The sequence below is a fragment of the Methylobacterium sp. J-070 genome (assembly GCF_022829385.1).
Taxonomy (GTDB): Bacteria; Pseudomonadota; Alphaproteobacteria; order Rhizobiales; family Beijerinckiaceae; genus Methylobacterium.
Window position 1 is genome coordinate 1 of record NZ_JAKSXX010000060.1, and the last position, 16,727, is coordinate 16,727.

The window sequence follows — 16,727 nt, forward strand, 5'->3', positions numbered from 1 at the left end:
TGTGCCGTCTGCACCTCGATCTGGCGCAGCTTCAGCACCACCTGCTCCGCGCTCGTCTTCTGACCTCGCCGCATGTCCGACTCCTTCGATCCTGGCTGATCCTCTCAATCAGCCCGGTCCAAAGCCAGCCGGTCAGGTCACGTCACGGCGCGCAGCCAGACGTATGAGGGTTCCGCGCGCGTGCAGAGGGCGACGTACTCGCGCCCGTGCCAGTCCTAGACCAAGTCGGATTCCAGGCCGTGCCCGGTCTCCAGCCGGTATCGGCGCGGCCGCTCCGACAGCCCGGTCCCGAGCAGGCGTCGCTCCCATGCCCTCCGGCGCGCGCCCGCGGGGTCGAGGATGTCCTCGGCCTCGGCGACCCGAATCGACGCGGCCGCGCCCGACCGGACGACGTAGGCCTGTTCGGGATGCCGGCCGGCCGAGACCGCGAGTTCCGTGCCCTCTGCCAGGCCGTCGACCGGGTAGCTGCCGCGCGCCTTGATCCACTCCCAGCCGGCGCGGTGCGTCCGCTCCAGGGTCTCCTCGGCCGGGCGAAGGCGCTCGCCGAGGACCGCGGCGTACGCGTGGATGTGCGGCGGAAGGATTAGTTCGCTCATTCTCGAAGGATAACATACGCAGTCTTTGAGGGTGCAATAGTTTGTCCTTAGGACGGTTAACAGCCTAGTGCGTGCAAAACACTCCGTCAAGGAAGGCATTGAAAGTCCTTCGAAAGTCAAAGCATTTGATTTGCGGCGCAAACTGTTTTGTCGCGCAAACGGCAATACTTGCGGAAATCGCCGACGCGGCCTACCTTGAAGCGTTGAAGCTTCCGAAGCGCGGGATGCTGCCGTGAACACACAGGACGTGAGGGCGCTGCTGCGGCAGCGCGTCGAGGAGGCGGGAGGCGCCACGGGCTGGGCCCGCCGCCACGCCGTCAGCAGCGTGTACGTGCAGGACTGCGTGTCCGGCCACCGCGCCCCCGGGCCGGCCATCCTCGTGGGGCTGGGCCTGCGGAAGATCGCCTCCGAGGCCCGGTACGAGGAGATCCGCCAGTGAGCGCCGAGACCGTCCGCGCCGACCTGAGGAACGGCGCCCTGATCATCGACACCGTGGCGGAGCTCGTCGCTGCCATCGGCGCCCGGCAGATCGAGGGCGACAACGAGGGCGTGCTGCTGCTGGCCCGCATCGGTGCCTGGCGCGTCGTCGACCGCGACCTCGATTCCGAGCTCGCGCATTCCGGGATCTACTGGGATGCGCCGGACGCCGCCGAGATCGCCTACGCCGACCGGATCCAGGCAGATGCCCTTCAGGAGCACAACGCCCTCATGCGCTGCCTCCCGATCTGCATCGCCTACGACAATCTCTGCGGCTCCGAGGAGCTCCGCGAGTATCGAGACGCCCGCCTCCCCGAGCCCGTCGAGGAGGAAGAGGATGCGTGAGGCCATGAAGACGGCCCGCGCCCGGCTCGTTGCCGTCCGGGCTGAGGTCGAGGCCGCGGCCGCCGAGTTCGGGTTTCCGTACGGCGTGCATCTCGACCAGGCCATGCAGGCGGTCGACGCGGACCTGCTCGCGGCCTCCGTCGCCGCGGCCGCTGCAGACGGCCCTCGACCATCACCGCCGCGAGATGGCCGAGATGGCAGGGGTGCGGCCGGCCGCACCCCTGCCTGCGACGTCCGACGCCCCGGCGGCTGCCCGCCGCCCGGTCGTGCCGACCCGCCCCCTGCGCCCCCTCGGGAGGTCGGCATGAGCAGCGTCGACAGCGGCGTCTACGTCCGCCCATCCCCCGTCGCAGTGGCGCGGCTCTACGAGAGCCATGGCGCCGAGGCCGCCCTCGCGCGCTGGCACTGGCTCAACGAGCGCACGCTCGGCGCCATGGCTCGCAACGGCCGGGCCGCGCAGGGTCAGGCGCACCTCCTCAACCGCCTCCGCGGTTACTCCGACCTCGATGCGGCGGTCTGCATCGAGGCGGCCCACGCGCTCGGTTCGGGTCGCCGAGGGGAGCGCGCGGCCGGCGTCACCCTCAATCCCGTGGGTACGATCTTCGCGACCCGCGGGCTGCCGCCGGTCGCGGTCTCGAAGGAGGAGCGTGGCCGCGCGACGCGCCTCGGGCATGCCGCGAACAAGAGAGACCTGGAAGCCGTCGCCGCCCGGGCCGCGCAGCACGCCCTGGAAGCGGCGGTCGGATCGGTCCTGCGCAAGGCGCTGGCCATGGTGCCCGATCAGCCGTCGACGGGACGGTACCTGCTGCCCGCCGTCACCGACGCGCTGCGCGAGGTCCTCGCGGGCGAGCCGGCCGACGCAATCGCCCTCGTGTTCCCTGACCTCGCCCAGGAGCCTGCGGCCATGATCCAGCCATCCGTCATCGCCAAGCCCGCGCAGGCCCACCGCCGCGTGCCGGCGGACGAGGTGATCATCGCCGATCACGCCAAGGGCGGCACGCCCGTCGGAATCGCGATGCGCTACGGCGTGCGGCCGCAGAGCCTCTACGCGCACTGGCGGCGCCTGGAACTCTCCAGGCGCCGCCGTCTGGCCGGGTTCGACCCGGGCCGCAAGGCCAAGGGTGATCCTGAGCCTTCGGTTGAGGAGGCCCCCGTCGTCCGGGAGGTTCCGCCCCCGGCCGTGGTCGACGTGCCCCACCAGGTCGTCACCTCGACGCCCCATCCGTTCGACCAGGTCCCCGGCCGCCTCGGTGTTGCCGACCTTGCGCTGGCGGTCCGCCTGTCCCGCGAGGAGAACCTCGAACCCGCCGTGGCGCTCGCCTGGATCCGGGCTGACATCGCAGCTTCCCGGAGGTCGGCATGAGGATCTCGGAACACGCCGCTCGCGAGCGGCTCCGCGAGGCCATGCGCAAGGCCGGCGGCCAAGCGGCATGGCGGCGACACTACGGTCTGCCGGTCTCGGGCTGGCAGGTCGTCATCTCGCGGTCCGTGACGGGGCCGCGCCCGATCCGGAATGAGCTCCTGCTCCTGATCGGAATCCGGCGCGACCAGCACGGCGACATCCATGAGGAGCGCGATCCCGTCAAGTTGGCCTTCCTCGCCGTCCATGCACCGGGTCAGGCCGACAACGATACCCCCCGGCCGGCCCTCCGACTTCTCGGCTGAGGCGCACCCCGTCTCGCGCCCGGCGGCAGGGGCGCACCAACACCTCACCCGTCCACCCACCCCGGTTTCCATGGAGCGCCGCGTGCGCCAGGACCAAGTCAATTCCATCATCGCCAAGCACATCCGCGCCTATCACGAAGGCGCACAGCTACGAGCCGGCGTGTACCCCGAGGGGTATGCCATGGAGGCCATAGACGAGCTTGCTCAGGCCGGCTTCGAGATCACGTCGAAGTTCCCGGATAGCGCCGCCAACTCGTGGGTTCTGGCGCAGGTCATTCGCGGCGACGTGAAGGTGATCCAGGACGAAGATGCTCGCCACCAGATCTTGGCGACCGCGACAGCTTCCCTCGTCCGATGGGGAGGCCGGGGACCTGGCGAACAGCGCGAGATCTCGGTCTCGATGTCATGGGGGGCTGACGAGGGCTTCGTGGCGGAAGCAACCGCGAAAGCGATGGCGCTTGCCCTCCGCCAAGCGCGCGACGCCGCCATGGGGTTCGCCAATGCTGCGGCCGCCGCCCTGCAGGCTCCGGAGCCCGCCGCCGCCTGAGGCCCGCTGCGTCGACGCGCCCGGCGGCAGGGGCGCACCCTCCAGTTCCGGCAACCATGGTTTTTCAGGAGCGCCACCGTGCGTGAGACCACCTACGACAAGGCTTCCGCCATCGTCCACACGGTCGACGACGCGGAGATCGTCATCGCCAAGGCCATCAAGGACTTGATGGGGCGCAACCACATTGCGGAGGAGCGCGCCCATCAGATCACTCAGGCCCTCGACCGGGCGGGTTTCGAGATCCGGTACAGGCCGCTCGAAGTAGTCGGCGGACCCATCGAGATCGGCATCGTAGCCGGCGGCCAGACCGGCTTCAGCGAGATGCCGGCTCCAGAACCGGAGCCGGACACCTGGGGCCTCTACCCCCGAACGGCCGCCGACCTCGCGGGCAGCTACGGCTGCCGCGTCGAGATCTCCCGCCTGGACGACCCGCACTGCCCCCTCACCGACGACTTCTGCGAGCAGCAACTCGTCGTCGTCGTAGAGCGCGATACCGGCCGCCTCGTCTCGATGACGGAGGCCTGGCTGGACGAACGCGACGAGCCCCTCGTGCCGAAGTCCTGGCTGGAGACCGTACTGAGCGCCTGGCAGGCCTCGGCCGCTCCGAAGAGGGCCGCCGCCTGATGCGCGCGCTCCTCAGCCTGACCTGCGGCGCGCCCGGGCGCCTTGCCATCTCGGCGGCCGCCCTGACCACGCTCGGATTCCTGGTGTGGGGGCGCCTGGACGCCCTGCTGGTGGCCGCCTTCTACACGGTCATCTGGGGATGCGCGTTCGGGCTGCTCTTCCTGGCGCTCGCCATCCTTGGGGCCGCCACGAACACGGTCGACGAATATTTCGCCCCCGCGACCCGGAAGCCGAAGGAGGATCCCCATGGACGAGTTTGACGCCTCGAACATCGCCGAGGCGCCCTTCGACGGCGACGCGGTCTGGTCGACTTTGTCCCCCGAGCTCCAGGCGAAGATCGGCGCGTTCGCCCTGGAGATCGCGGTCGGCCGCGTCATCCACGAGCATGCCGGAGGCCCTGCCGGCCGCGCAGGGCTGGCGGCCGAGGCCGAGGTGCTGGAGGAGCTCTGCAGGGCGGTGAACGGCGAAGGCGGCCTCCAGACCGAAACGTGGTTCGAGGAGGCCCGGATGATGGAGCCGGTCAGGTATCGGTACCGGGTCCCGTCCTACCTCGGCCAGGTCTGCTACGGCTGCGGCTGCTCGGAGAAGGACCCGTGCCCCGAGGGGTGCGGGTGGGCGTCAGATACGCTGTGCACCGCCTGCAAGACGACGGGACGCCACCTTCCATTCGAGGATGACGACGACTAGCTTGACCTCTGCGCTCCCACTCTCGGGAGGGCAACCCAGCGCTATCGAGCGGCGACGGCTCGGCGGCATCAGATCTCCCCTTGTGGAGAGCAGACCTAGACCACGAACGCGAAAGGCCCCCGGTGGATGCCGGGGGCCTTCGTCGTTTCAGTCCTCGTCCAAGAGGACGGGATTGATGGTCGCCCCCCGCGGGCAGTCCCCCTCCCGCGCCGGCCGGTAGGGCCCCCAGCCCGAGCACCCCATGCAGCGGTATGAGCCGATGGCCTTGGGGTTCGGCCAGTACCGAAGCCGGCTCGGATCCTCCGCGCGAAACCTGTTGAAGCGCTCGACGTTCGCCTCGGCTTGGGACCGGCTGATCGCGTAGCTGACCCACCCGCACGCCAGGCAGGTCACGGTGTCGGTCGGGATCTCGTTCTCAGGCATCGCCCGCCTCCCTCGCCGCGGCCCGCTCGATCTCCTCCGGTCGCGCTGGCGTCGCCGCTAGCCTCTCCAGGATGTCCGGCAGCGCGACCGGCCGGTACGCCCAGCAGTCCACGCCGACGTCGCAGGACTGCGAGGTCCCCGACAGGCTCCCGTGCGTGTGCCCGTGGAGGTGGAGGGCGCCGCGGAACACACCGTTCCAGGCGCGCAGGGGATAGTGGTCCAGCACGAGCCTGTGGCCGCCGGTGTCGACCGTGGCCCGCTCGGAGACGCTCTCCCACGCGAGCGAGGTCACCCTCGCCTTGTCGTGATTTCCGACGATGAAATGCTTCCGTCCCCGGAGCGCCCCGAAAAATCCGGCGCACTGCTCCGGGCTCGCTCCCATGGCGAAATCCCCGAGATGGAACACCGTGTCGTTGGGGCGGACGACCGAGTTCCAGGCCTCGATCAGGAAGCCGTTCATCTCCTCGACGGAGGCGAACGGACGGCGGCACATGCGAATAACGCCGGCGTGGTTTAGGTGGTGGTCGGCGCTGAACAGCACCCGGCCGGGGGGAGTGAAAACCTGGTTCTTCATGAAGGCAGCCTCCTGTCGAAGGAGGCTGCGCGCGCGGCGTCACGCCCCCGGGGGATGAATCTCGTCAGTGCGGGGGGTGCGTATCGATTTCACGGCGCTCTCCTGGGCTCGCGGCCCGGTGGAATCTGGAAGATCGCAGCTCGGGGAATCGGCCGCAACGGCGGATACGGCGGATGGTTACCGGCTCCCTGGCCCAAGCATGTAAGCCAGCGCCCGAGTTCCGGATCGCGTGCGAATGCGAATGCTTGCGACAGGCGTCAGCCGAGGCGCGCCCGCTCGGCCTCGTGGGCCTCAAGGACGGCGGCGACCCAGGCGCTCATGCCCTCGGCCTTGAGGTCGAGCCTCTGCGAATGGATATAATGCCGGAGCGTGATGGCAGCCGCGAGCTCGCGCTCCGCGTCGGCTCCGCCCCGGGCGGCCGCCTTGTGCGCCAGGATGGCCGAGCCCGCGCCGCCCAGCTTCTCCAGGTCGAGGAACGTCCCGAGCGTGCGCCGGACGTCGTGCGGGGTCCACGGTCGGATGCCGTGCGCCGCGAGGAGATCCGCCTCGGGGCGCAGCGTTACGTTGCCGCCCCGACCGGCCTTCGCCTTGCCCTTGAGCCGGTCCATGTATTGCGAGAGGCCGACCGCAGTCGACCGCTTGCCGGGCACGCGGGACGGGAACAGGTACGGCGAGGTCGGGTCGACGCGGAAGCGCGCGAGCGCGGCGAGGGCCTCGGGCGGGACCGGCAACGCGTGCGGCTTCGGCGCCTTGCCGCCCTTCATCTCCTTCGCGGTCCAGGTCCATACTTCCCAGCCCGGCCGCTCAGGCCACGGCTTGACCGTCGACCGCTGGGTTCCCGTCAGGGCGCCGGCCCGCTGCCCCGTCAACACCACAGCCCACAGCGCCGCCAGCATGCCGGGGGCGACCTCCTTTCCAGTCCCGCCAAGGGCCCGGTGCCGCTCCGCCAGGGCCAGCGTGCGCCCGAGCTCCTCCAGGGTCGGCGTGTGCTCGCGGGGGGTCGACTCCCAGGCCGTCGTCAGCCGCTTGCTCCACCAGGGGAACTGGACATGCTGCAAGCCGGCGCGGGGCGCGTGATCCGCCCAGGCCCAGTCGAGCGCCCCCTTGACCGCCTCCACGGTGTCGGCCGCGGCCGATGCGGTTCGCTCCCGGGCGACGCGGTCGCGGACCTTGACCAGGTCCTCCAGCGTCACCGCCGCGGCGAGACGCCGTTCGAGGCCCGGGGCGGCCCGGCGCAGGTGGCGCTCGAACTGCACGGCCCATCGCTCCTTCAGCCTCGGCAGCTTGTGGGCGAGGTACAGGTCGATCAGGTCGCCCCACTCCCAGGGGCCGTCCCGCCGGCGCTCGGCCTCGGTCTGGGTCGGCAGCGGCGCCGGGAACGCCGCGTCGATGGCGTCCTCGTCCGAGAGTCCGCGCCGCTGCGCCTCGGCGAACACTGCGAGGTCCGTCCCCAGGCCGGCCGCCCTGCCCTCGCGGACGGCGACCCGGGCGTGCTCGGCGGCCAGGCGCGCCGCCGCGACCGTCAACGTCTCCATGTCGCTGAGGGTCTGCGAGCCGGTGCGCAGCTTCAAGAGCCACTTGCCCGTCCGCCGGCGCACCCGGAGCACGAGGCCCTGGCACAGCGTGTCGGCGAGCTCCAGGCCAGCCCCCTGCAGGGCGTCCCGGGCGATCAGCCCCCGCGCCCGCCGGACGTGCGCCTGCGTCAGCCGCGCCCGCTCTCGCTCGAAAATTTCCTTGCCCGCCATCGACGCCCCAGCTCGCGTACCACGGGCGTACCACGCCCGACCGGAAACGCGCTGGCAACCCGTCCAGGCTACCGAGGCGGCGAAAAGCGCAATTATTTCAGGGGTTTGGTTAACGGTGAAATCGCGCAGCCGGCGCGGTCCGGAGGGGCCTTATCAGCTTCCCAAGCTGAATGTCGTCGGTTCGATCCCGATCGCCCGCTCCAATCATCGCAGACATCAAGCGGAACGTTGCCGCGCCCGGGCCTGGCGCGCGGGACGGCGCCTTGCGCCGCCTGCGCTGCGCAACTCAGACGGCTTTCGCGTCGGCCGACGGGGTCGGCGCGTAGGCGAGCCGGAAGGCCGTCGGAAACGGCGTCCCGCCATCCTCGACCGGCCCTTCCGCCCGAAGATCGGTCCTGAGCAGGATCCTCCGCACGATCTCGGGGATCATGGCGCCCGCCACATAGCGGCCGAGGCATTCGTGATGCCCGAGGCCGAAATGCAGATACGCCTGGTCCGGCCGGGCCGGATCGAAACGGTCGGGGTCCGGCACCCAATCCGGATCGAACATGGCCGAGAGACTGAGGGGCAGCACGACCGTACCCTTCGAAAGGCTGATCGCCCGGGCACCGCCGCGACCGAGGAGGTGGTCCGCCTCGGTTTGCCGGAACATGAAGGCCACGATCGGCGCGAAGCGGAGCGCCTCCCAGACATAGCCGTCGAAAGCGGCGGTGCCCGTCACGGCGGCGGCCCGCGCAGCCGCGTGCACGTCCGCGCGCTTCAGGATTTCCGCGAGGGCATTGACCACCGCTTCCGAGGTGGTCTCGATGGCCCCGATCAGCAGCCCGCCGACGTTGATGACGACGCGATCCATGCCGAAGCCCGCCCCGGACGGCAGGTGCAGCCGCAGGAGCCGCGTCAGGCTGTCGTCGGGGACCTCGGCGCCCGACTCGATCGCCGCCAGGCGCGCCGGGATGAGCGATGCGAACGTCGCCCGCATCTCCTCGCGGGCATGGACCGCGGCCGCCTCGATCGCGTCGGCGTCGGCGCGCCCGTCGAACGGCAGGTTGTTGAACTGGTCGAACTGATTCGCATACGACCAGCGCAGGAGGTCCTCGTCCGGGGCGGCGATCCCGAAGACGCTCTGCACGATCCGCAGGGGTACGAGGCGCGAGATCGAGGCGACGACGTCGATCGTGCCGTTGCCGGCGTCGAGGGCCGCGTCGGTGAGGGCGCCCGCGCGTTCGCGGATCGCCGGCAGGTCGCTCCAGGGCAGGATGGCGCGCATCACGGCCTTGTCGCGGTAGTTCACCTCGGTGTTGTCGAGCGCCAGCATGAACGCACCCATCTTGGGTTTGTACAGCGCGACGGAGAATACCTGCGGCAGGGACAGGATTTCCGCGATGTCGGCGCGCCTGGCGACGAGGACGACCGCGCCGCAATCCAGCACCGGTTGCCGGTCGCGCAGCTGTGCGAAGAAGGGCAACGGCGCCCGCCGGATCCAGTCGCGGGCGACCGGCCAGCGCTCCGCCGCCGGCATCGCCAGCAGGGTATCGAGGCACGGTGCGTCGGGGGCATCAAGCCGCATGCGCATGCTCCGTTCCGCGCTGCGATACGGCATCGCCGCGCGCCGTCAGTTCAGCGAGATGTCCAGGCCCTCGCGCAGGCGCGCCACGAGTTCGCCCTGGCGGTGCGTCTCGGTCTTGGCGAAGAGGGCGCGCAGCTGCGTCCGGACGGTCGAGATCGCGATGCCGCGCTCCTGGGCGTGGGCGTTGAGGGAGCGGCCGGAGGCGATCGCCTTGGCCAGATTGGCTTCGGCGTAGGTCAACCCGAACAGGCGCTGCAGGCGCCCGGCGGAACTGTCCTGGGTCTTCGGAGCCCCGCTGCGGATCACGACCGCGAGTTCGGCCTTCACCCGCGTCCCCGTGCCGGTGGGGCGCTTCGACAAGGGGTGCAGCGAGACCCGATAGGGGGTGCCGCTCTCGCCGCAGGTGATCGCGATGTGATCGGCCTGCGTGATCGTGGCGTCGCCGCTCGCCGCGGCGAGCGCCTCGCTCACGGCGCGGGCGATCCGGCGCGAACACTGCCCGTCCTTCAGGGCGAGGCTGCCCTTCTCGAGGGAGAGGCCGGTCCGGGATTTCGCCAGCTCCTCGGCGGCGCGGTTGGCGTGGGCGATCCGCAACCGGGAATCCGTCAGGATCACCGCGGCGTCGAGCAGGTCGAGCGCGGAGGCGAGGTCGGAGGACCGTTCCGAGGCCTGCCGCATCAGCGCGTAGAACTCGAAGGCGCGGCGCAGGTGCGGCACCAGCATCGCCAGGCGCCGCACCTCGGCGGACTGGAAGGGACCGGCCTCGTCGTCGCGCATGGCCGCGAGCGTGGCCATGACGTCCGCCTCCTTGGCGAAATACGTCACGAGACTGTTCTCGATCCCGAAGGGCCGGACGACCTCCTTGAACAGGGCGGTCTCGCGGAACTCGGCCGCATCCACCCCTTCCTCGGCGCGGATGACCTTGCCCTGATTCGACAGGATGTAGGGGAGCCGCGGATCCTCCGTGGCGTGACGGTAGAGGAATGTGCGGTACTGCGACCGGTCGAAGCCCGAGACCGCCCACATCGGCTTGCGGGTGCCGTCGAGGCTGAAGACCGCGAGCTGGCCGACCCGGCCGCCGACGAAGCTCGTGAGGTCTTCCAGGAGCGCCGGCCACTCCTCCGGTTGCCCGGTCCGGTCGTAGATCGACCCGACGAGGCGCGAATAGACCTCAAGTTCCTGCATCGCCACACTCCACGGTGAGTGACAGGGTGATGGAAGGTGCCCTCACCTTCCCGGCTCCGAATCGATGTCCGCCGGTTCTCGTCCTGCTCGCCCGATCGGCGTTTCGCTGCGACGGATAGACAGTATCTGCGCGCGGCATTGTTGGATAGTCGGACCGACCGCGGATATCCAGATTGAGCCACGACGAGCCGTGACGGCTCCTGCGCTCCGTTGCGCTTTCGCGGGACGCCAGCGATCCGAGCCGCGCCGCCGACGGGGCAAAGCGTGCGGCCTTCGGTGGGATCGCGGTCGCACCTCGATCATGGACGAAATCCCCGCCAGCCGGATTGAGCCGCGAAGTCAATAAGTCCCGGCCTTATTCGGCGCCTCATCCAAATGGATGATAGCCAAGATCGGATGAAGGCCGGCGATAGAGACTGTTTAACTTGAGGTAAATCTTATCCCGTACGGACCCGAAGCGCTGCGCACCGGACGGCGGTCCCATACGGCAAGAACACACCGGCGCCCCTGCGCGCACCCGCGGGGGACGCGTCGGCGGAGATTACCGCCGACCTGGGTCGCCACGCGGTCGCCCGACGGCCATCTCCGTACCGGCGCACGACCGCGCCGACGATGCCTGCGGCCCGCTATGTCGCCGCCGCGGACGTCCGCGTGGCCGCCGCGGGCGGGCGCGAGCCGATATTGCCGCGCAGGGTCCGGCTCTCGTACTCGGTGCGGAACAGGCCGCGGCGGCGCAGTTCCGGCAGGACCAGCTCGATGAAATCGTCGAGCCCGCCGGGCAGCGTCGGGGGCATGATGTTGAAGCCGTCGGCACCGCCGGCGCGGAAACGCTCCTCCATCTCGTCGGCGATCTGCACGGGGGTGCCGACGATCTGCGCGTGGCCGCGCGCCCCCGCGATGCGCAGATAGAGCTGGCGCAGGGTCAGCCCTTCGCGACGCGCGAGATCGACCATCAGCTGCTGGCGCGACTTGATGCCGTCCGTCTCGGGCAGGTCCGGAACCGGGCCGTCGGGATCGTAGCCCGACAGGTCGTGGCCGCCGATCATGCGCCCGAGCAACGCCAGCCCGACGACGGGATCGATCAGGTCCTGAAGGGCCTCGAACTTGGCGCGGGCCTCCGCCTCGCTGCGCCCGACCACGGGGAACAGGCCGGGCATGATCTTCAGATCGTCCGGCGCCCGGCCGAACCGCGCCATCCGGCCTTTCAGGTCGCCGTAGAGCGCCACGGCCTCCTCGAGAGTCTGGTTCGCGGTGAACACGATCTCGGCGGTGCGCGCCGCCAGATCCCTGCCCGGCCCCGAGGATCCGGCCTGCACCAGCACGGGCTGGCCCTGGGGCGTGCGCGAGATGTTCAGCGGTCCCCGCACCTCGAAATGCGTGCCGCTGTGGTTGAGCGGCCGGAACCCGTCGGGCTTCGAGAACTGGCCGCTCGCGCGGTCGATGATCACCGCATCGTCGTCCCAGGTGTTCCAGAGACCCAGGACCACATCGACGAACTCCTCGGCGCGCGCGTAGCGGTCGCCGTGGCGGGCGATCCGGTCGCCGCCGAAATTGGCCGCCTCGGCATCCGTCGCGGAGGTGACGAGGTTCCATCCGGCGCGGCCGCCGCTCAGGTGATCGAGCGACGCGAAGCGCCGCGCGACGTTGTAGGGCTCGTTGAAGCTCGTGGAGGTCGTGGCCACGAGCCCGATCCGATTGGTGACCGCGGCGAGCGCCGACAGCAATGTCACCGGCTCGAAATGGGTCGAACGCGCCGTGCGCTCGCTCGACCGCAGGTCGAGGTCGCGGATGCCGCTGCCGTCTTCGAGGAAGATGAGATCGAACTTCGCCGCCTCGGCCCGTTTCGCCCAGCCCACGTAGCGTTCCAGGACCAGACCGCCATCCGCCTCGCTCGACGGGTGGCGCCAGCCCGCCACGTGGTGGCCGGTGGCGTAGAAGAACGCGCCGAGGCGCAGGCTGTCGTGTCTCATCGATCCGCTCACTCAGCGCGGGAGGCCCGGTCCGGGCCGTGCGCGGGACGCGGAGTCTAGCGGACGGAGCCGCGGCGGCGAACCGTCATGTGTGCGGGGCGCGGACCGCACGGGCCCGGCGACGGCAGCCGCACCGGCACTTGGGGGACAGGAGGATCGCCGCGCGGGTCTTCGGGTTGCGGCGGGCGTGGGCGGGTCCGGGTTTCGTCCGGCCAGGCCTAGAGATACGACAGCCGCAGCCGCCATTCCCCGTGATCGACCGGCTCCCCGGGGCTTGCGCGCGGCGAATCCGGCTCGGCGCGCGCGGTCTGGTCGGCGAAGGCCACCTCGACGGGACGGTCCAGCGTCGACACGCAGCCGCCGAGCAGCAGCGCGATCGGGCCCGCCAGGACGGGCACCCGCACGGATGCGATGAGGGGGCGGATCGCGCGCACGGCTTCAACCGATCATGGCAGGCGCGGCCGCATCAGGCCGCGACCCGCTCGGCGGCGGGGAGCAGGTCCCGGCTCGCCTGCTCGATCCGCCTGAGCCACTCTTCGGCGGTCTCCGCGCGCAGTTCGGCGGCCTGAGCCCGGGCTTCCAGGGCCTGCATCTGCGCGGTCGTTTCCGCCTGCAGCGCCTGGACCCGCGTCGCGGCCTGGGTCTGGACCTCCTTGAGCTTTACCTCCGCCTGGGCCTGACACTCGCGCAGGAGGACTTCGAAGGCACGGAGTTCCTGCTGGGACCGCTTCAGTTCCTGGAGCAGGGCGTCCTGCTCGGCGGCCTGTTCCCGAAGGCGGACCTCCTGAAGCTGGGCCGCGCTCTTGGCGGCGGTGAGCGTGTCGAGCACGCCGGTCCAGTCCGCCGCCAGTCTGCGCGGGAGGGGCGCGGGGGCGGCCTGGATCTGCGGCGGCACCGGGGCCGGCGCGGCCGGGCGCGCCGGGGCTTCCGGACGCTGCGCGACGATCTGCGCATCGAGGTTGGCCCAAAAAGCCTCGTCCATCCCCGGCATCGCGTGTCCCTTTTTCCCTGTGACTGATCTGAGGCGATCTCGGTGGCGACGACGGCCGCGTCAGGCGTCCAGCGTTCCGGTCCTGCGCTGCGGTGCCGGCTCGACCACGAATTCGGACTCGATCGCCTCCGAAATCCGGCGCAGCCACTCCTCGGCCGACACGGCGCGCTCCTCGGCGGCGCGGGCCCGCGACTCCGCGGCCCCGATCAGCGCGTCGGCCTGCACCTGGATCTCGCGGGTGCGCTGCTCGGCGGCACGGACCTTCGCGTCCGCGTCCCGCATGTCGGCGCGGACCTGCTCCAGAAGCTCGTGGACGCGCGCTTCGTAGTCCTGCGCCCGATCCTCGACCTGGCGGATGTACTGGGCCGCGCCGCGGACGCGCTCCAACACGCCCGGCCATTTGCCGGCCGCCGCGTCCGCGTTCGGGTGCCGGGCCGGGGCCTGCCCGTTGGGCACCGCGGCCAGGACGACGACCTTCCCGGGCGAGGCGCCGCCACCGCCGGCCGACGCGGCGGCGTAGCTCGTCGGGCCTTCGGCCGGCTGCTCAGGCATAGTCCAGCGTGCGTGTTCCATCGTCGATCCTGGAGCCCGTCTGGGAAGGAAGCGCGTCGGGTTGCGAAGCCCGACGGCTCAGGCCTCAGCTTGGTTCATGTGACCGCCCAGCAGGAGGTTCTTGGCCGCCGCGTCGATGCGGGACAGCCACTTCTCCGCGGTGTCGGCGCGCACGTCCGCCACCCGGACCTGCTCCTCGGCCGCCCGGACCCAGGCTTCCGCCTCGGCCTGGATCGTCCGGACCCGGGCCTCAGCCTCGGCGCGGATCTCCTCCACCTGGGCGTCGGCATCGGCCTGGATCCGCTGCAGACGGATATCGGCGCGGGCCTGGAGCTCGTGAGCCCGCATCTCGGCGAGCTGGAGGCGCTGCTGCGCCTCCTTCAGCTCGCGCTGGAGCGTCTCGACCGCCATCTCGTGCGAGGCGGTCTGGACCCGCAGGCGCCGCTTCTGCTCGTCGGCGATGCCGACCATGCCGTTGATGATGTCGAGGGTGCTCATCCAATCCGACACCGAGTCGTCCTCGGCGTCGGGGGATGCCGCCAGCGGCTCCGCGTCGTTCACGGCCGGATCCGGCAGCAGCGCCGCACTCGGCTCGTCGATCTCCGGGCCCAGGCGGAGGGCCGGGCCCTCCAAGGTGTGGGCGTTGGGTTTGAGCCTCAGGATTTCGGCAGACGGTTTCTCGACGATGCGGTCGAGACTCTCTGCGACCTGCGTCAGGATATGAGACCAGGAGGCTGTCGGTGCCGCGACCATGCTGATATCTGCCCTTCCAAGAGCGGAACGTGGGATGATTAAGACCGCGTTATGGTTAACGCATCGTTAAACTGGTATTCGCCCGCTAGCTTTTTGTAAGCTCTGCCTAACCACCATTAATTTTCGGCGGCGCCGACGCCGCTCTGGACAGTGATGTCGGCCCAGAATTTCTTCGGCGCATCGGGCGTTCGGTGGAGGCCGGCGCCGTATCGCCGGCGGACGCCGCGGCCGGCCGGCCAATGGTTTGTGGATGAATTCAAGATCCGAGCGGATCGGCTCCACCGACAATATCGGCCAGAACGACCGTTTTCGGCTCCGTATACTGACGGCGTAGGCGCCAATACAGTTTCGCGCCATCGAAATATGTGCTGACGGGGCGTCCCGTCTCTTTTCGCGCGCATCGTCCGCACGAGCGCGGAACGCCGGCAAACCGCACCGGCACACGCGGGCGTCGCCCGAAAAGTCCGGCCTGGCAGCACGCCCGTCCCGGCGCGAAGCACCGCGGCTGGGTCAGCCGGGACTCTGGGTGGCGGGGGGCGCCTGGAGGATCGGGGCTGCGGCCGCGCGGATGGAGGCGGGATCACGGTCGAGGGGCGGGTAGATGCGGGACCCGTTGATGAGCCGCTTCGTCGCTTTGGCGGCCGCGCCGGAGGAGACCAGCGTGTCACGGTCCCAGCCGGCGGTGTAGACGGCCCCCCAATCGCCGAGATCCAGCACCGTGACGTATTCGGGCGCGGAGAAACGCAGGCGACGCTCGGGGCGGCCCGCGAGGGTGCAGACGGCGTTGTGACCGGCGAACCGGCCCATCGGCCGCGCATGCTGGCAGGACATCACCGTCCGGTGGCCCGCCCCGTCGGCGGCCGCCGTGGCCACGTCGCCCGCGGCGTAAACGTCGGGGCAGCCGGTGACGTGCAGATAGGGGTCGACCGGCACGCGCCCGAGGGAATCGATGGACGTCCCCAGCTGCGCCGCGAGCGGGCTGGCCGCCAGACCGGTGGCGCAGACGACCGTCCGCGCCGGGATGCGCGTCCCGTCGGCCAGCGCGACGCCGTCGGGATCGATCGTGCGGATCTCGGCGCCCCCGATGAAGGTGACCCCGGCCGCCGCCAGCGCCGCGCGGATCGACGGCGCGGCAACCGGACCCATCGCACGGCCGATCTCCGGTGCCCGGTCGATCAGGATGGTCCGCACCGGGCCCGTGCCCCCCGCCCGGTCGCGGGCTGCGGCGAGCCGTGCGGGCAGTTCGCAGGCGAGTTCGAGGCCCACCAGCCCTGCGCCGACGACGACGGCGGTCCAGAGGCCTGACGGCTCGGCGCCCGGTGCGGCGGGACCCAGCCGTTCGAGATGCGCCGCCAGACCCTGCGCACCCTCTTACGTGTCGACGTCGAAGGCGCCGTCGATGCCCGGCACGGCCGGTCGCCGCAGGGCGCTGCCGGTCGCCAGGACGAGGCCCCCGTACGGCAGGCTCCGGGGCACCTCGGACGGCGATCCGCCCGACACCGTCACGGCATGGCCCGGCACATCGATGGCGATGACGTGTCCCTGGAGGCGGCGCACGCCGATGGGCCCGAGAACGTCGTCGAGCGGCACCCGCACGGGAGCGAGGTCCGCCTCGTAGCACCGCACGCGGATGACGTGGAACGGGCTCGGCGCCACGAGGGTGATGGAAAGCGCATCGCTCAGACCGAGTTCGTCGCGCGCCCGGGCGGAGGCGGCCGCGGCCCAGAGACCGGCGAACCCGCCGCCGACCACCACGATGTCCTGCGCCATGGGGTACCTCGCAAACGCCGCACGGCCCGCCGCGACACCGAAGATTCTTATCGTTTCGGATGGAAGTAGAGAACGCGCTTTCGTTGACTCACCCGCGCCGGGGCGGGATGTTGCATTCATTGCGTGCAATGTGGTCAAGAACCGAAGATGAAGACGCTGGAGCCGTCCGGCCGTGATTCCGGAGCGACCTCGCGCGTCGTCACCGCCCGATTGCGCCGCCCGATGCGCCGGTCCGACCGGATCGGACCCGGCAGAA

19 protein-coding genes and 1 pseudogene are annotated in these 16,727 nt (G+C 70.6%); 8 read left to right on the forward strand and 12 right to left on the reverse strand.

The genetic code is table 11. From position 1 onward, the window contains the following. Positions 1–215 precede the first annotated feature (215 nt). Positions 216–596, reverse strand: coding sequence for a hypothetical protein (locus MKL01_RS03575; protein ID WP_243903861.1), 381 nt, complete (start codon positions 594–596; stop codon positions 216–218). A 232-nt stretch (positions 597–828) separates the two neighbouring features. On the opposite strand from MKL01_RS03575, the gene MKL01_RS03580 reads away from it, so the two are divergent. The 8 genes from MKL01_RS03580 (at position 829) to MKL01_RS03615 (ending at position 4,941) form a co-directional block, all read left to right on the forward strand. Then, positions 829–1,035 carry a transcriptional regulator gene (locus MKL01_RS03580; RefSeq protein ID WP_243903862.1) on the forward strand — a complete coding sequence of 69 codons (207 nt, stop codon included), beginning with the start codon at positions 829–831 and terminating at the stop codon, positions 1,033–1,035. Next, complete coding sequence (locus tag MKL01_RS03585; protein ID WP_243903863.1) at positions 1,032–1,418, forward strand: hypothetical protein; 387 nt, start codon at positions 1,032–1,034, stop codon at positions 1,416–1,418. The genes MKL01_RS03580 and MKL01_RS03585 overlap by 4 nt, the downstream gene beginning before the upstream one ends. Next, positions 1,411–2,781, forward strand: a complete 1,371-nt coding sequence (locus MKL01_RS03590; protein ID WP_243903864.1) for a hypothetical protein — start codon at positions 1,411–1,413, stop codon at positions 2,779–2,781. The genes MKL01_RS03585 and MKL01_RS03590 overlap by 8 nt, the downstream gene beginning before the upstream one ends. Beyond that, positions 2,778–3,083 carry a hypothetical protein gene (locus MKL01_RS03595; RefSeq protein WP_243903865.1) on the forward strand — a complete coding sequence of 102 codons (306 nt, stop codon included), beginning with the start codon at positions 2,778–2,780 and terminating at the stop codon, positions 3,081–3,083. Before MKL01_RS03590 ends, MKL01_RS03595 begins: the two co-directional genes overlap by 4 nt. 82 nt (positions 3,084–3,165) lie before the next feature. After that, positions 3,166–3,630 carry a hypothetical protein gene (locus MKL01_RS03600; protein ID WP_243903866.1) on the forward strand — a complete coding sequence of 155 codons (465 nt, stop codon included), beginning with the start codon at positions 3,166–3,168 and terminating at the stop codon, positions 3,628–3,630. 78 nt (positions 3,631–3,708) lie between these two features. Then, positions 3,709–4,254 carry a hypothetical protein gene (locus tag MKL01_RS03605; RefSeq protein WP_243903867.1) on the forward strand — a complete coding sequence of 182 codons (546 nt, stop codon included), beginning with the start codon at positions 3,709–3,711 and terminating at the stop codon, positions 4,252–4,254. Next, positions 4,254–4,514, forward strand: coding sequence for a hypothetical protein (locus MKL01_RS03610; RefSeq protein ID WP_243903868.1), 261 nt, complete (start codon positions 4,254–4,256; stop codon positions 4,512–4,514). The genes MKL01_RS03605 and MKL01_RS03610 overlap by 1 nt, the downstream gene beginning before the upstream one ends. Next, positions 4,501–4,941: a hypothetical protein gene (locus MKL01_RS03615; protein ID WP_243903869.1), complete on the forward strand. Its 441-nt coding sequence runs from the start codon at positions 4,501–4,503 to the stop codon at positions 4,939–4,941. Before MKL01_RS03610 ends, MKL01_RS03615 begins: the two co-directional genes overlap by 14 nt. 147 nt (positions 4,942–5,088) lie before the next feature. On the opposite strand, the gene MKL01_RS03620 is transcribed toward MKL01_RS03615, so the two are convergent. The 11 genes and pseudogenes from MKL01_RS03620 to MKL01_RS03670 form a co-directional block, all read right to left on the reverse strand. Then, complete coding sequence (locus MKL01_RS03620; protein ID WP_243903870.1) at positions 5,089–5,364, reverse strand: hypothetical protein; 276 nt, start codon at positions 5,362–5,364, stop codon at positions 5,089–5,091. Continuing rightward, entirely contained in the window at positions 5,357–5,938 is a 582-nt protein-coding gene (locus MKL01_RS03625) for a metallophosphoesterase family protein (protein ID WP_243903871.1), read from the reverse strand. The genes MKL01_RS03620 and MKL01_RS03625 overlap by 8 nt, the downstream gene beginning before the upstream one ends. 257 nt (positions 5,939–6,195) lie before the next feature. After that, positions 6,196–7,683, reverse strand: coding sequence for a hypothetical protein (locus MKL01_RS03630; RefSeq protein ID WP_243903872.1), 1,488 nt, complete (start codon positions 7,681–7,683; stop codon positions 6,196–6,198). A gap of 286 nt (positions 7,684–7,969) precedes the next feature. Beyond that, positions 7,970–9,256 carry a cytochrome P450 gene (locus MKL01_RS03635; RefSeq protein ID WP_243903873.1) on the reverse strand — a complete coding sequence of 429 codons (1,287 nt, stop codon included), beginning with the start codon at positions 9,254–9,256 and terminating at the stop codon, positions 7,970–7,972. Between the two features lie 39 nt (positions 9,257–9,295). Continuing rightward, positions 9,296–10,435, reverse strand: a complete 1,140-nt coding sequence (locus MKL01_RS03640) for a helix-turn-helix transcriptional regulator (protein WP_243903874.1) — start codon at positions 10,433–10,435, stop codon at positions 9,296–9,298. 626 nt (positions 10,436–11,061) lie between these two features. Continuing rightward, positions 11,062–12,405 carry an LLM class flavin-dependent oxidoreductase gene (locus tag MKL01_RS03645; protein ID WP_243903875.1) on the reverse strand — a complete coding sequence of 448 codons (1,344 nt, stop codon included), beginning with the start codon at positions 12,403–12,405 and terminating at the stop codon, positions 11,062–11,064. A 218-nt stretch (positions 12,406–12,623) separates the two neighbouring features. After that, positions 12,624–12,839 carry a hypothetical protein gene (locus tag MKL01_RS03650; protein ID WP_243903876.1) on the reverse strand — a complete coding sequence of 72 codons (216 nt, stop codon included), beginning with the start codon at positions 12,837–12,839 and terminating at the stop codon, positions 12,624–12,626. Between the two features lie 32 nt (positions 12,840–12,871). Then, positions 12,872–13,387 carry a hypothetical protein gene (locus tag MKL01_RS03655; protein WP_243903877.1) on the reverse strand — a complete coding sequence of 172 codons (516 nt, stop codon included), beginning with the start codon at positions 13,385–13,387 and terminating at the stop codon, positions 12,872–12,874. Positions 13,388–13,456: 69 nt separating this feature from the next. Next, positions 13,457–13,969: a hypothetical protein gene (locus MKL01_RS03660; RefSeq protein ID WP_243903878.1), complete on the reverse strand. Its 513-nt coding sequence runs from the start codon at positions 13,967–13,969 to the stop codon at positions 13,457–13,459. Between the two features lie 57 nt (positions 13,970–14,026). Next, a complete protein-coding gene (locus MKL01_RS03665; RefSeq protein ID WP_243903879.1) occupies positions 14,027–14,701 on the reverse strand; it encodes a cell division protein DivIVA in 675 nt (224 codons plus the stop codon). 510 nt (positions 14,702–15,211) lie between these two features. Beyond that, a pseudogene (locus MKL01_RS03670) lies at positions 15,212–16,471 on the reverse strand (NAD(P)/FAD-dependent oxidoreductase). Positions 16,472–16,727: the final 256 nt, after the last annotated feature.